Here is a 15,856-nt window from a genome sequence, read left to right on the forward strand (position 1 = left end):
ATTCCACTATTTTAACATATTTAGTCGAGGATGTAAATCTAGTAAATCAAAGCCGTTCTAGAAGCACGGGGTTTTAAACCCATTTTTTTGATAAATTGTTCCGGCTGGCTTCGACGGAGAGAAAAACTGATCAGTGCGATCGCAACTCCCAAAGCTACGACCAAAAATACTAATAATAGTGAAGCTTTGAGCGCCTGGGTTCCAAATTGGACAAGCTCAATCGGATGCGTCAAATCGGGTAATCCGGGAATACCTTGAGCAACAGATGACATTGGTTGATTTTTGCAGAATTTGGAGAACCAGACCGATAAAATCTCTTAAAAGTTTCTGGAAAGAGGTATAAATTATTCTCCAATCTGGTCGTGGTTATCAATCCCCCACCGAATTATCTTAATCCTCAATTTAACTTTGTTTTTTCAAAATTTTTTTTAATTTATTCTCATAGAAAAATTCCTTTTCTCCCATCGCTGGAACTAAATCAGTTAACCAGGTTGCTTTCTCGTCATAATGTGCAAAGAAAGGACGTTTACACCAATTGGGATCGCGTCCTTGCAAAAAAGAAAGTACAAATACTTTCTCGCCATAAATCTCAGTTACGCCATCCACTGCAACTTTACCTGGTAGTGCTGACATGACTGGGCCACGAGCCGTGCGAGCTAACCCAGACACTTTTTGTATTGCTGCTTGATAAATTTCCCAAGCTCGAATAATTGGCACTTCAAAGTAATGTTTTGCTCCAGTATCTCGTTCCATAAACATATAGTAGGGAACGCAACCAAGGCGAACTTGTTCTTTCCACATCTGTATCCATACTTCCGAAGAATCATTAATTCCCCGCATGAGTGGCCCTTGGGTGCGAATCTGTGCGCCTGTATTACGAATGCGTTGAAGCGCTGCTTGAGCAATTTCAGTTTTAATTTCTGTCGGATGATCGTAGTGTGCCATAATCGACAGATGTTTGCCTGAGCTAGTCACTTTCTCAAACAAACGCAAGATATCATCAGCATCTTCATCTGTAACAAAGCGATAAGGCCAGTAAGCTACCGATTTAGTACCAATTCTAATTGTCTGGATATGTTCAAAACCCGAATTTAGCAGTGGTTCAATATATAAAGCCAAATGTTTAGCTTTCATTGTCATTGGATCTCCGCCAGTAATTAAAACATCTGTGACTTCCTGATGTTGGCGGAGATACTCTTGAAAAAGTCCTGATTCACGGGTAGCAAATTTCATTCCGTCCATCTTCACAAATTGCGGCCAACGGAAACAAAATGTGCAATAAGCATGACAAGTTTGACCTGCTGTCGGAAAAATCAAGACTGTTTCAGGATATTTATGTTGAATTCCTGGTACTTCTTTTCCATCTAAAGTGGGAATATTATGTGCCTGTCCGCCTGGATGGGGATTAAGTTGCGATCGCATTGTATTTACTACTTGACGCAGGTCTTCTGGCGTGGAATTTTGCAGATGCCAAATAACCTTGTCTAGAGATTCAGGAGCCAACATTTCTTTTTGAGGAAAGGTAAGGCGAAAGATGGGATCATCAGGAATTTTTTCCCAGTCAATCAGTTCTTCTACTACGTAATTATTGACACGGAACGGCAATACTTGGGCAACTGCTTTCATTGCTAAACGCTCTGCTGTTGAAAGTTTTTGCAGTTGAGGAAGCCGATCTATATCTTTAATTTCATATAACTGAAGTTTTTTAGGGTTAAGTTGCGACATTTAATTAATATTATTAATTTATATAAAAAATAGAAGAAAAGGCGAGCGCCTTTCCTCTATTTTCTTACTTAAGTCCAGACTGTTCTTTACTCTTGAGCCTGTAATTCTCGTCGAAAGTAGCAGTAATTTTTGAACCATCAGGATTCGCCCAAACAAAAGTTACCATAGTTGCAGAACGACTAACCTCAATTCCTTGACTTAAGATTGAGCGTACCTCTGTTAAGGACATTTCTGGTTTTAACTGTTCATACTCTACACGGCTGAAAGGATTAAGTTTATTTGTAGCAGATTGTTCATGCTGCTTAGAATCGAAAACCGCTTTACAAAAGCCGTATCCTAAACCAGAACCTAAAGCTATTCCTAGTGACAAGACCATAGCTAGTGGACGGATAGAAGGACTGAACAGACCGATATAATTTGGCATAATGGCAATCCTCACAAAAAAGTAATGAGACTCAACAATAAGCAACTAATACACATTTTCAAGAGTGCAATTTAAGAGCATTATTATTATTTTTAATTAACTAATTAATCTTCAATAGCACCCAATTCTTTAAGTGTATTTTTTTGTTCTTCCCCTAGACCAGATAGCCCCTTGATATTCATTCCTTCATAAGGTCTTTTTGACATAAGTGTTTTGATACACTCTCCAGTTGTGACATTCCATTGCTTAATAGCTCCATCCTGGGAACCGCTAAACAAAGTTCCATCCGAACTAAAGGTAACAGAACGAACCCAATTATTATGTCCTTGCAAAATAATTAGACGTTGACCTGTGTGAACATCCCAAATTTCTACAGTGTGATTAACACAAGCACAGCCAAGAATCTTACCATCAGGACTAAAAGCAACAGAACGTATCCAATCATCATTGACTAAAATTTTGCAACATTCGCCAGTCTGAAGATCCCATAGCCGTACTGTCTTGTCATCACCGCCACTAGCTAATAACCCTCCAAATTGGCCTTGTGAAGGGAGGAGCGGGCTAAAAGCAACAGACCATATTCGCATAGTATGCCCTTCCAAAACCCGAATACATTCCCCTGTATAAACATTCCACAGGCGCAGTGTTTGATCGTCACTTCCACTGGCAAGGATTTCACCATCAGGGCTAAAACTGACAGACTGTACCCAATTTGTATGTCCCTGTAATGTTTCAAAGCATTGGCCAGTCCGAACATTCCATAACTTGATGTTGCAGTCAACACTACCACTAGCTAGAATTTGGCCATCATGACTAAAAGCAATAGAGCGGATGCGATCGCTATTTTGCAAAACTTTCACGCACTGTCCACTTAGAGTATCCCAAAAGCGGATGGTTTGGTCATCACCGCCGCTAGCTAATAGTCCCCCAGGGAGCGGACTAAAAGCAACAGACCAAAGGCGGCCAGCATGTCCTTCTAAAGTGCTGATACATTGGTCAGTCTCAACATCCCACAGCCTAACGGTTTTATCATCATTGCTACTAGCAATTATCTTCCCATCTGGACTCAGGGCTAGGTCGTGTACCCAATTGGTGTACCCCTGCAAGATTTGGATACATTGATAAGTCTCGATGTCCCAAAATCGAACGGTTTTGTCATAGCCACCACTGGCGAGTGTTTTTCCGTCAGGACTAAATGCAACAGACAGAATAGAATTACTGTGTCCTTCTAAAGTTTTTAATAATTTTCCTGTTTGAACATCCCAGAGTTTCACGGTTTTGTCATCGCTACAACTGGCGATGATCTCTCCTCCTTGTGAAGAGGGGATCGGACTCAAGGCTATAGAATGGATTAAATTGGTGTGTCCTTTTAAAGTATTTAATAACTTCCCCGTTTGAACATCCCAGAGTTTCACGGTTTTGTCGTCACTACAACTAGCAAGTATTTCACCATCAGAACTAAAAACTATGGACTGGACTAATTTAGTATGTCCCTCAAGAGTTTTCAAACATTTACCTGTTTTTATATCCCACAACTTCACAGTTTGGTCAGCACTACCACTGGCAAGTATTTTTCCATCAGGACTAAAGGCAACAGAACGAACGAAGTTGTTATGTCCCTTGAAAATTTTCCAGCATTGTTGAGTACCTAAATCCCAGAGTCTAATGGTTTTATCGCTACTAGCACTGGCGACAATTTTGCCATCAGGACTGAAGGCAACAGACCTGACCCAGCTAGTATGTTCTTCAAGAGTCATGAGGTGTTTTTGGCTATCAACATCCCAGAGTTTTACAGTATGGTCATCACTACAACTAACTAAAGTTTTACCATCGGGACTAAAGGCAACAGTTCTTACCCAGTTAGAGTGTGCCTTCCAATGAAAAAGTTGCTCGCCATAGGTAGCTTGCCAAAAGCTAATCCGACCATCAGCATCACCTGTAGCAACAATTTCTCCATTTACAGGATTAAATGCCACTGACAAAATACTATCGAAGATTCCTGTAAATAGAGACTTAGATAAATCAGAGTTAGCAAAGTTAACATTATGCAAGTTCACACTTGTTAGGTAGGCTTGCCATATCTTGAAATTGGAAAAATCACACCCAGTTAAATCAATTTCCAGATTACAAAGAAGGTTAATAATATTCCCACCAGCATAGCCCGATGTCAGAGGGATGTTTACTCGGAGCAATTCTATTATTTTTAATAAATGTTCTTTAATCCGATCTTTATTGCCAAAATTATTAATTAACTTTTCAATGACAGGTTCTAAAATTAAACGAATTTGGGCATTTCTCACCTTTCCTTCTGTTTGCGCTTTGAATAAGGCATGGCTCTTTAACAAGGAAATATTTTCTAGATTAATCTCAGAAATAATTTCTTCACTAACCTGGTTAACAAATTTGCTAATAATATATTCCATAACTACAGCTTGGAGCATAAATTTAGCCAAACCCTTCTCGTTAAAAATTAGCGATCGCCGTCGCAATGATTCTAAAGCTTCAATTAATTGTGGTTGTGATGTCGTTGAAATAACATCTGCTTGTAATTCTATAAATGAAGTAGGCTTGCAATTAATTCCTAACCAGTATAAAATTTCCTTTTCTAAATTTGATAATCGATTAAATTGCTGTTCTAATAGATTCCGGATATCCCCAAATAGCACGGAAATATCACAACTAATGAATTCTGATATATTGCTACCAAAAACTTCTTGAATCGTATTGCAAACGATTTTTAAGGCTAAAGGATTACCTGCATACTGATTAATTAATTTGTTCCAGTCTTTCTCTGAACCCAAAAAATCACCTTTGCCCACAAATATGCTTTTTGCAGCGATGTTTTCTAGCCCACTTAGCTGCAAGGATTTAACTTTAAGATTGCTTCCTTCTAAAGCGATAATTTCTTTGGGACTTTCACGACTGGTTAAGACTAAACAGCTTTGATGAGGCACTTCCCCAACTTGTCGGAAAAATTCTCCATATTCTTCATATCCTTCTCGATATTGACCAACATAATCACCTCCAAGCAGGACTGACTCTACATTATCTAATACCAATAAACAGCGATGTTTCCGCAAATAAGCAATCAATTGCGAAATTCCTACTTCTTTCGGTTCATTCTTTTTAGAGAAGAACTCAATCAGGTCTGCAAAAATCTCCTTAACAGAGGGTGCATGACGTAGCGATCGCCAGATAACATACTCAAACTGTCCCTGAATTTTTTGTGCCAGCTTGATAGATAACGCTGTTTTGCCAATTCCCCCCATACCGAATATTGCCACAAGCCGACAACGGTCTTTGTTTACCCATTGCTCTAGAATGTTTAACTCTGACTCACGCCCAAAGAAAACGGGGACATCAGGCGCTTCGCCAAAATCGTGACATGATAAGGCATTAACAACTGTTGATAACTGATATCTTTCCTGAAGAATACTCCTAATCACCTCTAATTTCCCAGGAGTACTTCCAGCAATGTCAAACTTTTGGTAAACCGAACCAAGCCGCTTCCGCACTGCTGCTGCACTAATTTCGAGAGTGGTTGCAATAGACTCTGCCGTTTGACCAGCTAACGCTAGAAGTAAGGCACTTACCTCAGCCTCAGATACATTGTGTTCGACTGTAACGGTTCTCAAGAAACTTTCAGGAATTTCCGTCATGAAGTAAATTTCTCCAGCCACAACTATTTATCGATATGTGAGGTCAATGTGAGATATATTTCCACTTATTTATAAAGTCTTCTCTGGGCATAGCACGGGGGAGGATGAAATCAGTCCTGAATCCCGTGCATTGCCTAACGTTTTACAGAAAAGCGTATGACAAGACACTACTAACTATACTCTAAATTATCAACTTGTCAATTTAGGTTATCAATATGATTGACAAAGTTAATAAGGTAAATGTAGAATCGATAACAAATTAGGTGTGAATCGCGAGGATAGCTGAAGTAACTAGCACTGAGGTACCCCACAATATGCCAACACCTGACGTTTCAAATTCTGCCCAAGAATTATTTGAGTTGCTTGAGAAAGATATTCTTGCTTGTCACACTTGCAAGGATGGAATGATTGAAGTGACTATCCGCAAGATCGGAACCGAAGAGTTTGAGTTGCGTGTCATCTCTTTTCGAGGTTCTTTTCGTTGCGTTCATGCGGATCTAAATAGGTATTTAGAGGAATTACCAATAGATACAACAGATACGCAAAGTCAGGTATCTATTTATCGCGATCGCTTTCGAGTCGGGTTGAGGAGATTGTTAAAAAAGGGGTTTGGACTACTCAGACTAGACTTTTCTCGATGCAAGAAGGGAAATACCGCGCCGATATTTGGCTGGATGGTATCTGAATTGTTGGATAAGGACTGAGTTTGGTTGTTTTTGTCTATCACTATAACCAATTACTAACTATTAACCATCAACAGCCACTAATTTCATCTCAAGGTTTAGAGAAACAGTAAAAAATTGTTTTCGTTCTTGAGGTTAACAAGTGAATAATTTTCCAGCCCAAGAGAGTCTAGAAAAAGATTACAACAGGGTTGACATGGTGCTAAAAAGTGCCCTGTCAACCCTGTTATTTTTTATTTATCAGGAGGAAAAAATGACTACGAATCGTCACAGTTTTTTATTTCGTTTGACTTCCCAGTTTCTTAAATATTTTGCTTGGTTCATATTTGGTCTAGCGATCGCTTACGTTTTGTCAGCTATTTTCGGAAGCTCACATATTGCGATGACTCTACTACCTTTTGTTTTTTATTGGATCATTTTACGATGTGGGTTGATTCTCCTTTGCTTAATATTGACGACAGTAATTTTTGAATCTGTTCGTTAATATCTCACAAACAATATTCGACTTTCACATTTTGCATCATTCTCAACTAGTATCCTCGCTCACTCTAAATGAACAATATTGCTGCTAGTGTGAAAGTCTGAATTTCTTTACAAAGCTTTTTAGAGCCGTGAAAAATTTCGTCTCTAAGTATCCCTGACTGTATTTAGGATGTGTTAGAAGATTTTTTCAATCTAACACATTACCTTATTTGTCAAACATCAGCCAAAAAATGATTAATTGGAGACGGAAGGAAAAATGACAAAAAAACATAGCAATTTTTCTGGACAAGAACAGTTTCATCCTATATTAGTTATCTTAGTAGCAGGTTCGCTCTCTTTAGCAATTGTTGATCGCAGCAATCGCCCTGCATACTTTGATATTGTGAAAATTGCAGTCGTTTATTTTTTTGGTACAACTAAGTCTCAAGGAAATATTAATAAGTCTAACAACCTAGATGATTCAGAAATCCCAAATAATTCAAATAGCGTGAAATGTAATGATAGTCATGACAAGCCTAAATGAAAAACTGATATCGTGTCCGGTTAAAGACTTATCATTAAGAGCGCAAGGGGGCAGAGGGAAAAAGAGTTTTCAAGTTATTGCACAGATGCAGGAATTATAACTAATCTGCCGGACATGATATGAACTAGTTAAAGAAACGGGAAATAAAAGTAAAATCAAAAGCCCGGTCATGAAGACTGGGCTTTTGAGCGTAAACAATGGGGCTATATTCCCCGAAGGTTAGTTATAGAGGTTCAGTATAATATCGATGCTCTAATAAGTGATACTACTTTGCTGTTCTCGATTCCGGAAAATTCGCTAAAAATTTTTGAGTAGCCTTTTTGTCCCAAAATACAGCAAGCGGCTGGTAGCTTCAGCGTGTAGGATTTAAAAATATTAATTTTCCGGCTTTTGCTGATGAATAATGAATTTGGTAGCTGGCAAGAATGGCTGACAGTATTCACCTATCTAGGTTTTACGGCCTTTATTATCTGGCGCGTGTTTTCTACTCAGAAGGATTAAAAAAGCTACATATAATTTCACAGACGCGATTAATGAGCCAGCGCGTTGCGGTGAATCCAGGGCTGTAGGAGGGTTTACCGCCGTAGGCGACTGGTGTTAGCGTAGCGGTAGCGTTCGCGTAGCGTCTCGTAGAGAGGAACGAGCGTCCGTAGGAGCGTCACCCGAAGGGGGGTTCCCCCGTTGTAGCGACTGGCGTCGCGTCTCTACTTTTCAGATCCCTTTAAATCCCATACCTTGTTCTACTTGAGCTGCAACTTTACGAGAAATCTGAAAGCGAACACCAACTTGGCTAAGGAATATGCCAACTAAAATCAAGCTACCACCGATATATTGAGCAAAGTTAGGGACTTCACCCAATACCAAATAAGCTGCCAAAATTCCCACAATTGGAGTAAAAGAGCCAGCTAAGGAAGCCGTTGACACGGTAGAAGCTCTTAAGCCCTTAAGCCAAAATGATTGACCTAAAACCACAATTACAGCAGCATAAACAAGCATCCACTGCCATAGGAAAGGTGAAAATACATCCATAAAGTGGTCGCTGCCATAGAGAATTAAAGCAGTAAAGAAAAATATTACAGTTCCTAGAGCAGTACGAAAGACACTAAAAATTCCCACTGGGATATCAGAAAGCCATTCTTTAACAATAATTGTTGAAACTACTGAAGCTACAGCTGCGATCGCTGCCAATAATTCCCCAATACCCAATCTGAAAGCACCCATGTTGATCGTAGCTGTCTGTGAGGGTTGCAGGAAAATAGTTAGGGCAACGCCGACAAATGCAGCGATCGCTCCTACAACTTCCCAACGATTTACCCGTTCCCTCAGTAACCAGACTGATAAAGCTATAGCCAGAGGTGGCTCCAAGCGTCCAATCAAAATAATATTGTTCACCCCTGTTAATGCTAATGCCTGGAAAATTAAGCCAGGGACAAGCGCTCCTGATAAAATAGCGATCGCTATCAGCGCCAACCAATCTGTCTTTGACAATTGCTGCAAAGCCTTTTTGTTCCACTGTCGCCTATAAATAGGTAACATAACTATTAAGGCACATAGATTTCCTACGAATAAAACATTACATAGAGAAATCGGATTTCGACCATCCATGAAATGTTGAGCGCCAATTTGTGTCAGCTTGCGGGTAACTGCGCTCGAAGCTCCAAAAATCAAAATTGCTAGCCAGAGATAGGTTTGACCGGGAATTTTATAAATAAAAGGATGCCATCTTCTCGGTCTGCTCATAATAATACTGCTGCAAAAAATACTTTTTACTATACTCCCCTAACTTGAGTAAATTAAGGTGAGATAAATCTGAGAAAACACTTAAAGCAAGCTGAGATTGAAAATTTCACAATTTCCTGAGAATATGCTGAGTCTCAACTAAATTTTTCTAAGGGATAAATTCAGACAATTACTAGATTGATTTCACTTGAGCTTCAGTAGCAGATGAGATGCTTTAGTTCATCGGGAAACTTCAACACAAAGAAAAACAAATGAAAATTGCTTCTTCTCTGCTTACAGGTGTTGCTCTTGTTGGTATGTTAACAGTCTGGGATGTTCCACTTAAAATTGTCAGTCCTTCACTGGTGCAAGCATCAGCCGCAGAAAAGAAAGATGCTACAGGTTTGACTACTCAACAAAAGATTGATTTGGTCACCAAGCATAAGGGTCAGTTTGGTGGTGGTGATGAACTACGTCGTTTCTTTTTTGGCGATCTTGAACCGCTAGGTATTCAACCCGGTGGTGCAGGTATGGTGGTTAATCTTTACAATAAAGCCAATAATGTGACCTTTTCTTACTGTTCTACTTTTGATGTAGTAGTTGCGGTTAAAAAAGGTAAAGTAACAAAATTTGAGGCTGATGAGGTTAAATAATCCTCATTTCTAAATATGTAGGGCTATTTCATTCTCATCTAGCCCACCTCAGAATAAATTCTGAGGCTAATAGCATTCATTCGTCTAAAGACGACTAAAAGGCTTTATTAGTCGTCTTTAGACGACTTGGGCTATGAGCCGAGGAATTTTAGTTTTGGGCGGTTTATATCTAGAACTAAATAGCCCTGATAAATAGATAAATAATTTAAGAAGAATTCAGGAACGTCTTTGGCTTTGCTCCTGACTTCTAAATTCTGTTCGATAACAACTAATTTGTAATTTTTGATCAAAGGTCAGATATGGAATTTAGAGATGCTATCTTGTTGTTACATCCAGCGATCGCTGTACTCGTAGTATTTCCTTTAATTGGCGTCATTGTCAACCGCGCTTTAGAAGTCCGTCAACGCCGATTGCAAACTTTAGCCATAGGTAAGAGTAAAATTCCCGCCACTGTAGGACAAGAGCATACCCAGTTGGGTCGCTGGCTAACAGCAGCAGTTGTAGGTATTGTTTTAATAGCGTTTGCCTACGATATTTTTGGTAATATTTTAGATAATCAACTTTGGATTAAAGCACCATTTAAGGTAGTATTTCTCGGATTATTGTTTGTGGCTGCGATCGCTTCTCTGTATTTACTCTATCAGGCAAAGCAGAAAAACTGGCGTGCCATATTTGCAACCCTTACAGGAATGGGATTAGTAGTGCTTGGATGTCAAGATGGTATTTACCGCAAAACTGACCAATGGTATACCTCTCACTATTATTATGGGCTAACCTCTGCTCTGCTGATGATTATTTCACTCTCCATTTTGCCAGAAATTTATAAAGATAAGACCAATCGCTGGCGTAAGGTTCATATTACTATTAGTTCCCTTGCTCTATTACTATTTATCGGACAGGGTATAACAGGAACACGAGCATTGTTAGAAGTTCCCCTCAGTTGGCAAGAACGCTATATTAATATGCTTTATGAGCAAAAATGTGATACTAAATCTTGTATAGTCCAGCCACAATCTCTACCTAAAAATCAATAATGAATATAACGAACAATATTATCAATACTCTAGACAAAACTAAAAGTGAAGCAACCCACAAATATTTGGATAAATCTTGACCCTTTTTCATTGCAATTACGTCTAACCATTGGTATTGCTACATTTTCAACTTTAATATTAGGTAGTTTTGCTGCATGGACTAGTTGGAAAATGCAGCAAATTTTGATTGATAGTCGTAAGCATAATATAGAAGAAATCACTGAGCGATTGCCGCGTGATGTGCAACTTTACAGTGAAATGATGCAACCGGAAACTGGAGTGCAAAAAGCTATTAATAACTTAGCAAGTACTAACCTATTTTTATGGTTAAAAAGTCCTGATAATAAAATTTTGATAAAATCAGCTACTTTGGATTTGTTATCTAACTCTACGGTGACTGAGTTAATGTCCCTTAGTAAGATGCAGATTAAACCACAAATTTACAAAGTTAATCAAAAGTACTTTGTTATCAGTAGTAGTTTTTTGCAAGTGCAGGGTAAGTATCTGGGTAAGCTATTTGTAGTACATGACATTACTCGTGAACAAACAATGTTTATGGCAATGCTGCAAAGTTTGAATATTAGCTGTATTTTTGCAATTATTGTAATAATAACTATAAGTGCATTTTATATTAGACGTTCTCTACAACCACTGCGCCAGCTAAGTCAGATGACTTCTGTCATTTCTATAGAAGATTTAGGAAAAGCACAATTATATGTTGACAATGCACCCACTGAAGTCAAAGAATTAGCTCAAACTTTAAGCATGTTGTTATCGCGCCTCTCGCAATCTTGGGAGCAAGAGCGAGAATTTGTGAGTAATGTTTCTCACGAATTACGCACACCATTAACTATTGTACATGGTTACTTACAAAGCGTCTTGCGACGGCAGAATAACTTAACCGAAATTCAACAAGAAGCTTTAGAAACTGCTGCCTCAGAAGCCGAACGTACCATTCGATTATTACAAGATTTACTTGATTTAGCACGAGCAGATAGTGGCTATTTGAATTTTCAGATAAAATCTTATGTGTTGAATGACTTAGTTGAAGAAGTGGTAGTGATGGCACAAAAATATAGCGATCGCTTAATTACAATCGAGTCAACAACTTATCCTATTGGTGTGAAAGTAGACTACAGCCGTTTTAAACAAATATTGCTTAATTTAATTAATAATGCTATCAGTTATTCTGAAGCTAATACACCTATAATTTTAAAGTTAAATCAAGCTCATAACAAAGCAATTATTCAAGTTTGCGACAAAGGTTATGGTATTCCTTTACAACACCAAACACGTATTTTCGAGCGATTTTACCGCGTGGATGAATCTCGCTCTCATGCTACTGGCGGTTGTGGTTTGGGTTTATCCATTGTTAAGACTCTTGTAGAGGGTATGGGTGGTAATGTATCTGTGCAATCAAAATTAGGAGAAGGGAGTGTGTTTACGATCGCTCTACTTACATAGCTAGTCAAAGTCAGGTTAAAGTAGCACTTTGATTGTCACCCTATCCGCTTTAATATTACAAATATGGCAGCAAATATCCTCTTAGTTGAAGATGAAGTTAAACTGGCGCGATTTGTTGAATTAGAACTAAGTAGCGAAGGTTACAATATAAACGTGGCACATGATGGCATCGCTGGTTTAACATTAGCACGGGAGTTATCACCAGATTTAGTTATTCTTGATTGGATGCTTCCAGGGCTGTCAGGCTTGGAAATCTGTCGTCGGTTGCGGGCAACTGGTATTTCCGTACCAGTAATTTTATTGACAGCAAAAGATGAAGTTAACGATCGCGTCGCAGGTTTGGATGCAGGAGCTGATGATTATGTAGTCAAACCATTTAGTATAGAAGAACTCCTAGCTAGAATCCGCGCTCATCTACGCCGCACTCAAGAAACAGATCAGGATATTTTTCAGTTTGAAGACTTGAGTTTAAATCACCGGACTCGCCAAGTTTACCGGGGTAAGCGGGCAATTGAGTTAACCGCTAAAGAGTTCGACTTGTTGGAATATATACTCTCGCATCCCCGTCAGGTATTTACCAAAGACCAAATTTTACAAAAAGTTTGGGGTTACGACTTTATGGGTAATTCCAATATTATTGAAGTATACATCCGCTACTTGCGCCTAAAACTAGAAGAAAATAATGAAAAACGCTTGATTCATACCGTGCGTGGAGTAGGGTATGTACTGCGAGAATAGTCAGCCCCAACCCTTGCGGACGCTACGCGATCGGGGAAGTCAAAGTCAAAACATTTTATTTTTATTCATATCCTTGGGTTAATATCTTTCCTCTTGCAGGAATGATATTAACCTAAGGATTTATTTGACGAAATCGATTTCTACATCAAAATACCAATTTGTAATACTTTACGTAATTGAGAAAGTTAGATTATATCTGGCTGGGTTTCCACCATTTGTATCTGTAGTCTTATTAGTCTTATTTTGGAGAATTGATATAAGATATGTGCAACAATTAGTCAGTCTTAAGGACAATAAAATTGCGAATAAAAACAAATTTCGAGCAATCTTGGATTGTACGCTGTTTTATAGCAGTACTGCTTTTTGGTCAAGTGTGGCTACATTTCCTCCAAGGAAAAACGTACTATCGCAAGATTCTGCAACATCTAGTGACTGCTGGGCCAGGTTCTATCTCTCCAGTTCTCCTTGTCAGTGGTTTTGCAGGAATGATTTTTACTCTTCAGATGGCAAGAGAATTAATCCGATTTGGGGCTATCAATGCTGTGGGAGGTGCTTTTGCCTTAGCTTTTTGTAAAGAATTGGCTCCAATTTTGACTGCTAGTATTATGGCGGCACAAGTAGGTTCTGCTTTTGCAGCAGAAATCGGTGCAATGCAAGTCACAGAACAAATTGATGCACTTTATATGCTTAAAACCGATCCAATTGATTATCTAGTAGTTCCTAGAGTAATTGCTTGTAGTTTAATGGTGCCTTTGATGACTATTTTAGCTTTAGTTACGGGCATCTTTGGGGGAGCTTTTGCAGCATCATATTTTTACAAAATTATTCCCGAAACATTTTTAGAATCAGTCAGAGATTTTTTAGAACCGTCAGATTTGTTTATTATTTTGCTAAAAGGGTTTATTTTTGGTGTGCTGGTTGCTGTCATTGGCTGTAGTTGGGGATTAACCACTAAGGGAGGAGCAAAAGAAGTAGGAGAATCGGCAACAAAAGCAGTAGTTACTAGTTGGATATCAATTTTTGTAATGGACTTTTTACTTTCTGTACTGCTGTTTGAACAACCTGCATTTTGAAGTATTAAATCAGTGAACAGTCAACAGTTATCATTTATCACGGTTACAAGGCGGAAATTTAATCGTAACTTATGGAGAATTTAGAAAAAGTAAATTTAGAGTCTAAAAGACTGATTTTGCAAACGATTTCGTTGGAACATACAGAAGATGTATTTCAAGAATTTACAAGCGAAATTACCACCTTTATGTATCCGAAACCAGCCCAGAGTCTCAGTGAAACCGAAAAGATAATCAGAGATATGATTCTACAACGAGAAAATCACACTAATTTAGTGTTGGTAATTCTTAAGAAGGAGCATTTAAAGTTTTTAGGAATTTGCGAGGTTGGGGCTATTGATACTCAGGGACTTCCAAGAAATAAATTATTCCAAGAAACGAACCACAGAGACAAGGCAGCGCGGTCTTGGGGGTTTCCCCCATGAGCGACTGCCGCGCAGAGAACGCAGAGAGAAGAAATAGAGAGAGTTTTTGCCTCAGTTTTGGAACATTTTTTTATTTGGAAGTCCCTCATACACCGGAGTTAGGAATTTGGCTCAAGAAATCCGCTCATGGTCATGGTTTTGGTAGAGAGGCAATTCATGTACTAAAAGACTGGGTGGATAAAAATTTGGAATACAATTATCTTTCCTACCCTGTTGATAAAAGAAATATCCCCAGTCGGAAAATTGCAGAAAGTCTTAGGGGTAAAATCTTTCGGGAGTTTCAACAGATTAACAAGAGTGGTTATCTTCTTGATGAGGTTGAATACAGGATTTATAAATAAACGGCGGTGTAGCGATCGCTAAAAAATAGTAGTTTACCATACCGTTTTTGGAGAGATGGAACAAAAGCTGATGACTTAAGGAAATTAGCGAAATTCACAAATATATTAACCTGTAGATTAGCGCACCCAAGGCCAAACCGGTCAATGAAAAGGTAGATGCAGTCCAAAAGGCTAGCCCTTCCCTAAGACCTGCTGCTTGAAAATCTATCTTGACTAATATAGTTGCCGAAACGATCAGCAAAGTATCAAGAAATACTCGAAACCAAGCAATCATAATAAAGAACAAGAAAGCTGCTAAAACGGCAACGGCGAAAGACCTCGTATTTGATTTAAGCAAAATACTGAAGTAATATGTCATCTTCGTCCAAGGAATGGTCAACGTTACTATTAAAAGCAAGATAGCAACGACAGTCGCCACCCACACAGACATAGAAGCGCGTGTTTCAGATATTACCCAGCCCAAAGTACTGTAACTAAGCAGTACTAACGCTAGGGACACCCAAGGAACTCTTTGCAAAATTGACATGGGCTAATACTCCTAGTACAACAGGGTCAACGAGAGGAAAAGGGGCAGGGAGCGGGGAGCAGGGGGGAAATGCTCATACATATATCCTCATACATATAATGTAGGGCTGCTGAAAGTTTGGACGTATTATTTCTGGTGTTACACATCTCGAAACAAATATCTTTACTTTTGGGTATAAATATATTTAGGGCTGCTGAAACCCTTGTGGCAGGTGAATTACAGTATCTTTACCCCCTGCTCCCTTGCTCCTGCTCCCCTGCCTCTTAGGTCAAGGTCTTATTCCATATATTGAATTTTATCAAAAAAATGGGTTTAAAACCCCGTGCTTCTAGAACGGCTTTGATTTACTAGATTTACATCCTCGACTAAATATGTTAAAATAGTGGAAT

14 protein-coding genes and 1 pseudogene are annotated in these 15,856 nt (G+C 38.8%); 9 read left to right on the forward strand and 6 right to left on the reverse strand.

Going from position 1 to position 15,856, the window contains the following annotated elements:
* Positions 1 to 89: 89 nt before the first annotated feature.
* The 4 genes and pseudogenes from V7K25_RS16655 to V7K25_RS16670 all read right to left on the reverse strand — a co-directional run.
* A pseudogene (locus tag V7K25_RS16655) lies at positions 90 to 272 on the reverse strand (hypothetical protein); the annotation flags it as partial.
* Between the two features lie 130 nt (positions 273 to 402).
* Entirely contained in the window at positions 403 to 1,725 is a 1,323-nt protein-coding gene (locus V7K25_RS16660) for a KamA family radical SAM protein (RefSeq protein ID WP_335159657.1), read from the reverse strand.
* Positions 1,726 to 1,789: 64 nt separating this feature from the next.
* Positions 1,790 to 2,149 (reverse strand): hypothetical protein, encoded by a 360-nt coding sequence (locus V7K25_RS16665; RefSeq protein WP_229556547.1) that lies wholly within the window; start codon positions 2,147 to 2,149, stop codon positions 1,790 to 1,792.
* Positions 2,150 to 2,253: 104 nt separating this feature from the next.
* Entirely contained in the window at positions 2,254 to 5,808 is a 3,555-nt protein-coding gene (locus V7K25_RS16670; RefSeq protein WP_335159658.1) for an NB-ARC domain-containing protein, read from the reverse strand.
* A 314-nt stretch (positions 5,809 to 6,122) separates the two neighbouring features.
* On the opposite strand from V7K25_RS16670, the gene V7K25_RS16675 reads away from it, so the two are divergent.
* Positions 6,123 to 6,512 (forward strand): hypothetical protein, encoded by a 390-nt coding sequence (locus V7K25_RS16675; protein WP_335159659.1) that lies wholly within the window; start codon positions 6,123 to 6,125, stop codon positions 6,510 to 6,512.
* Positions 6,513 to 7,230: 718 nt separating this feature from the next.
* Positions 7,231 to 7,497 (forward strand): hypothetical protein, encoded by a 267-nt coding sequence (locus V7K25_RS16680; protein WP_335159660.1) that lies wholly within the window; start codon positions 7,231 to 7,233, stop codon positions 7,495 to 7,497.
* Positions 7,498 to 8,208: 711 nt separating this feature from the next.
* On the opposite strand, the gene V7K25_RS16685 is transcribed toward V7K25_RS16680, so the two are convergent.
* Positions 8,209 to 9,237, reverse strand: coding sequence for a DMT family transporter (locus V7K25_RS16685; RefSeq protein WP_335159661.1), 1,029 nt, complete (start codon positions 9,235 to 9,237; stop codon positions 8,209 to 8,211).
* A 251-nt stretch (positions 9,238 to 9,488) separates the two neighbouring features.
* On the opposite strand from V7K25_RS16685, the gene V7K25_RS16690 reads away from it, so the two are divergent.
* The 7 genes from V7K25_RS16690 (at position 9,489) to V7K25_RS16720 (ending at position 14,941) form a co-directional block, all read left to right on the forward strand.
* Complete coding sequence (locus V7K25_RS16690) at positions 9,489 to 9,869, forward strand: hypothetical protein (RefSeq protein WP_229499299.1); 381 nt, start codon at positions 9,489 to 9,491, stop codon at positions 9,867 to 9,869.
* Positions 9,870 to 10,168: 299 nt separating this feature from the next.
* The gene (locus V7K25_RS16695) at positions 10,169 to 10,903 is read left to right on the forward strand and encodes a DUF4079 domain-containing protein (protein WP_335159662.1); all 735 of its coding nucleotides are present in this window, start codon (positions 10,169 to 10,171) and stop codon (positions 10,901 to 10,903) included.
* Positions 10,904 to 10,948: 45 nt separating this feature from the next.
* Positions 10,949 to 12,367, forward strand: a complete 1,419-nt coding sequence (locus V7K25_RS16700) for a sensor histidine kinase (protein WP_335159663.1) — start codon at positions 10,949 to 10,951, stop codon at positions 12,365 to 12,367.
* Between the two features lie 63 nt (positions 12,368 to 12,430).
* Positions 12,431 to 13,105, forward strand: coding sequence for a response regulator transcription factor (locus tag V7K25_RS16705; RefSeq protein WP_335159664.1), 675 nt, complete (start codon positions 12,431 to 12,433; stop codon positions 13,103 to 13,105).
* A 299-nt stretch (positions 13,106 to 13,404) separates the two neighbouring features.
* Positions 13,405 to 14,178, forward strand: a complete 774-nt coding sequence (locus V7K25_RS16710) for an MlaE family ABC transporter permease (protein ID WP_335159665.1) — start codon at positions 13,405 to 13,407, stop codon at positions 14,176 to 14,178.
* A gap of 71 nt (positions 14,179 to 14,249) precedes the next feature.
* Complete coding sequence (locus V7K25_RS16715; RefSeq protein WP_335159666.1) at positions 14,250 to 14,600, forward strand: hypothetical protein; 351 nt, start codon at positions 14,250 to 14,252, stop codon at positions 14,598 to 14,600.
* Complete coding sequence (locus V7K25_RS16720) at positions 14,597 to 14,941, forward strand: GNAT family N-acetyltransferase (protein ID WP_335159667.1); 345 nt, start codon at positions 14,597 to 14,599, stop codon at positions 14,939 to 14,941. The genes V7K25_RS16715 and V7K25_RS16720 overlap by 4 nt, the downstream gene beginning before the upstream one ends.
* 94 nt (positions 14,942 to 15,035) lie before the next feature.
* Here V7K25_RS16720 and V7K25_RS16725 read toward each other — a convergent pair whose 3' ends face one another.
* Positions 15,036 to 15,467 (reverse strand): hypothetical protein, encoded by a 432-nt coding sequence (locus V7K25_RS16725; protein WP_335159668.1) that lies wholly within the window; start codon positions 15,465 to 15,467, stop codon positions 15,036 to 15,038.
* Positions 15,468 to 15,856 lie beyond the last annotated feature (389 nt).

Origin of the sequence: Nostoc sp. (genome assembly GCF_036919495.1) — a bacterium.
Lineage (GTDB): Bacteria > Cyanobacteriota > Cyanobacteriia > Cyanobacteriales > Nostocaceae > Nostoc.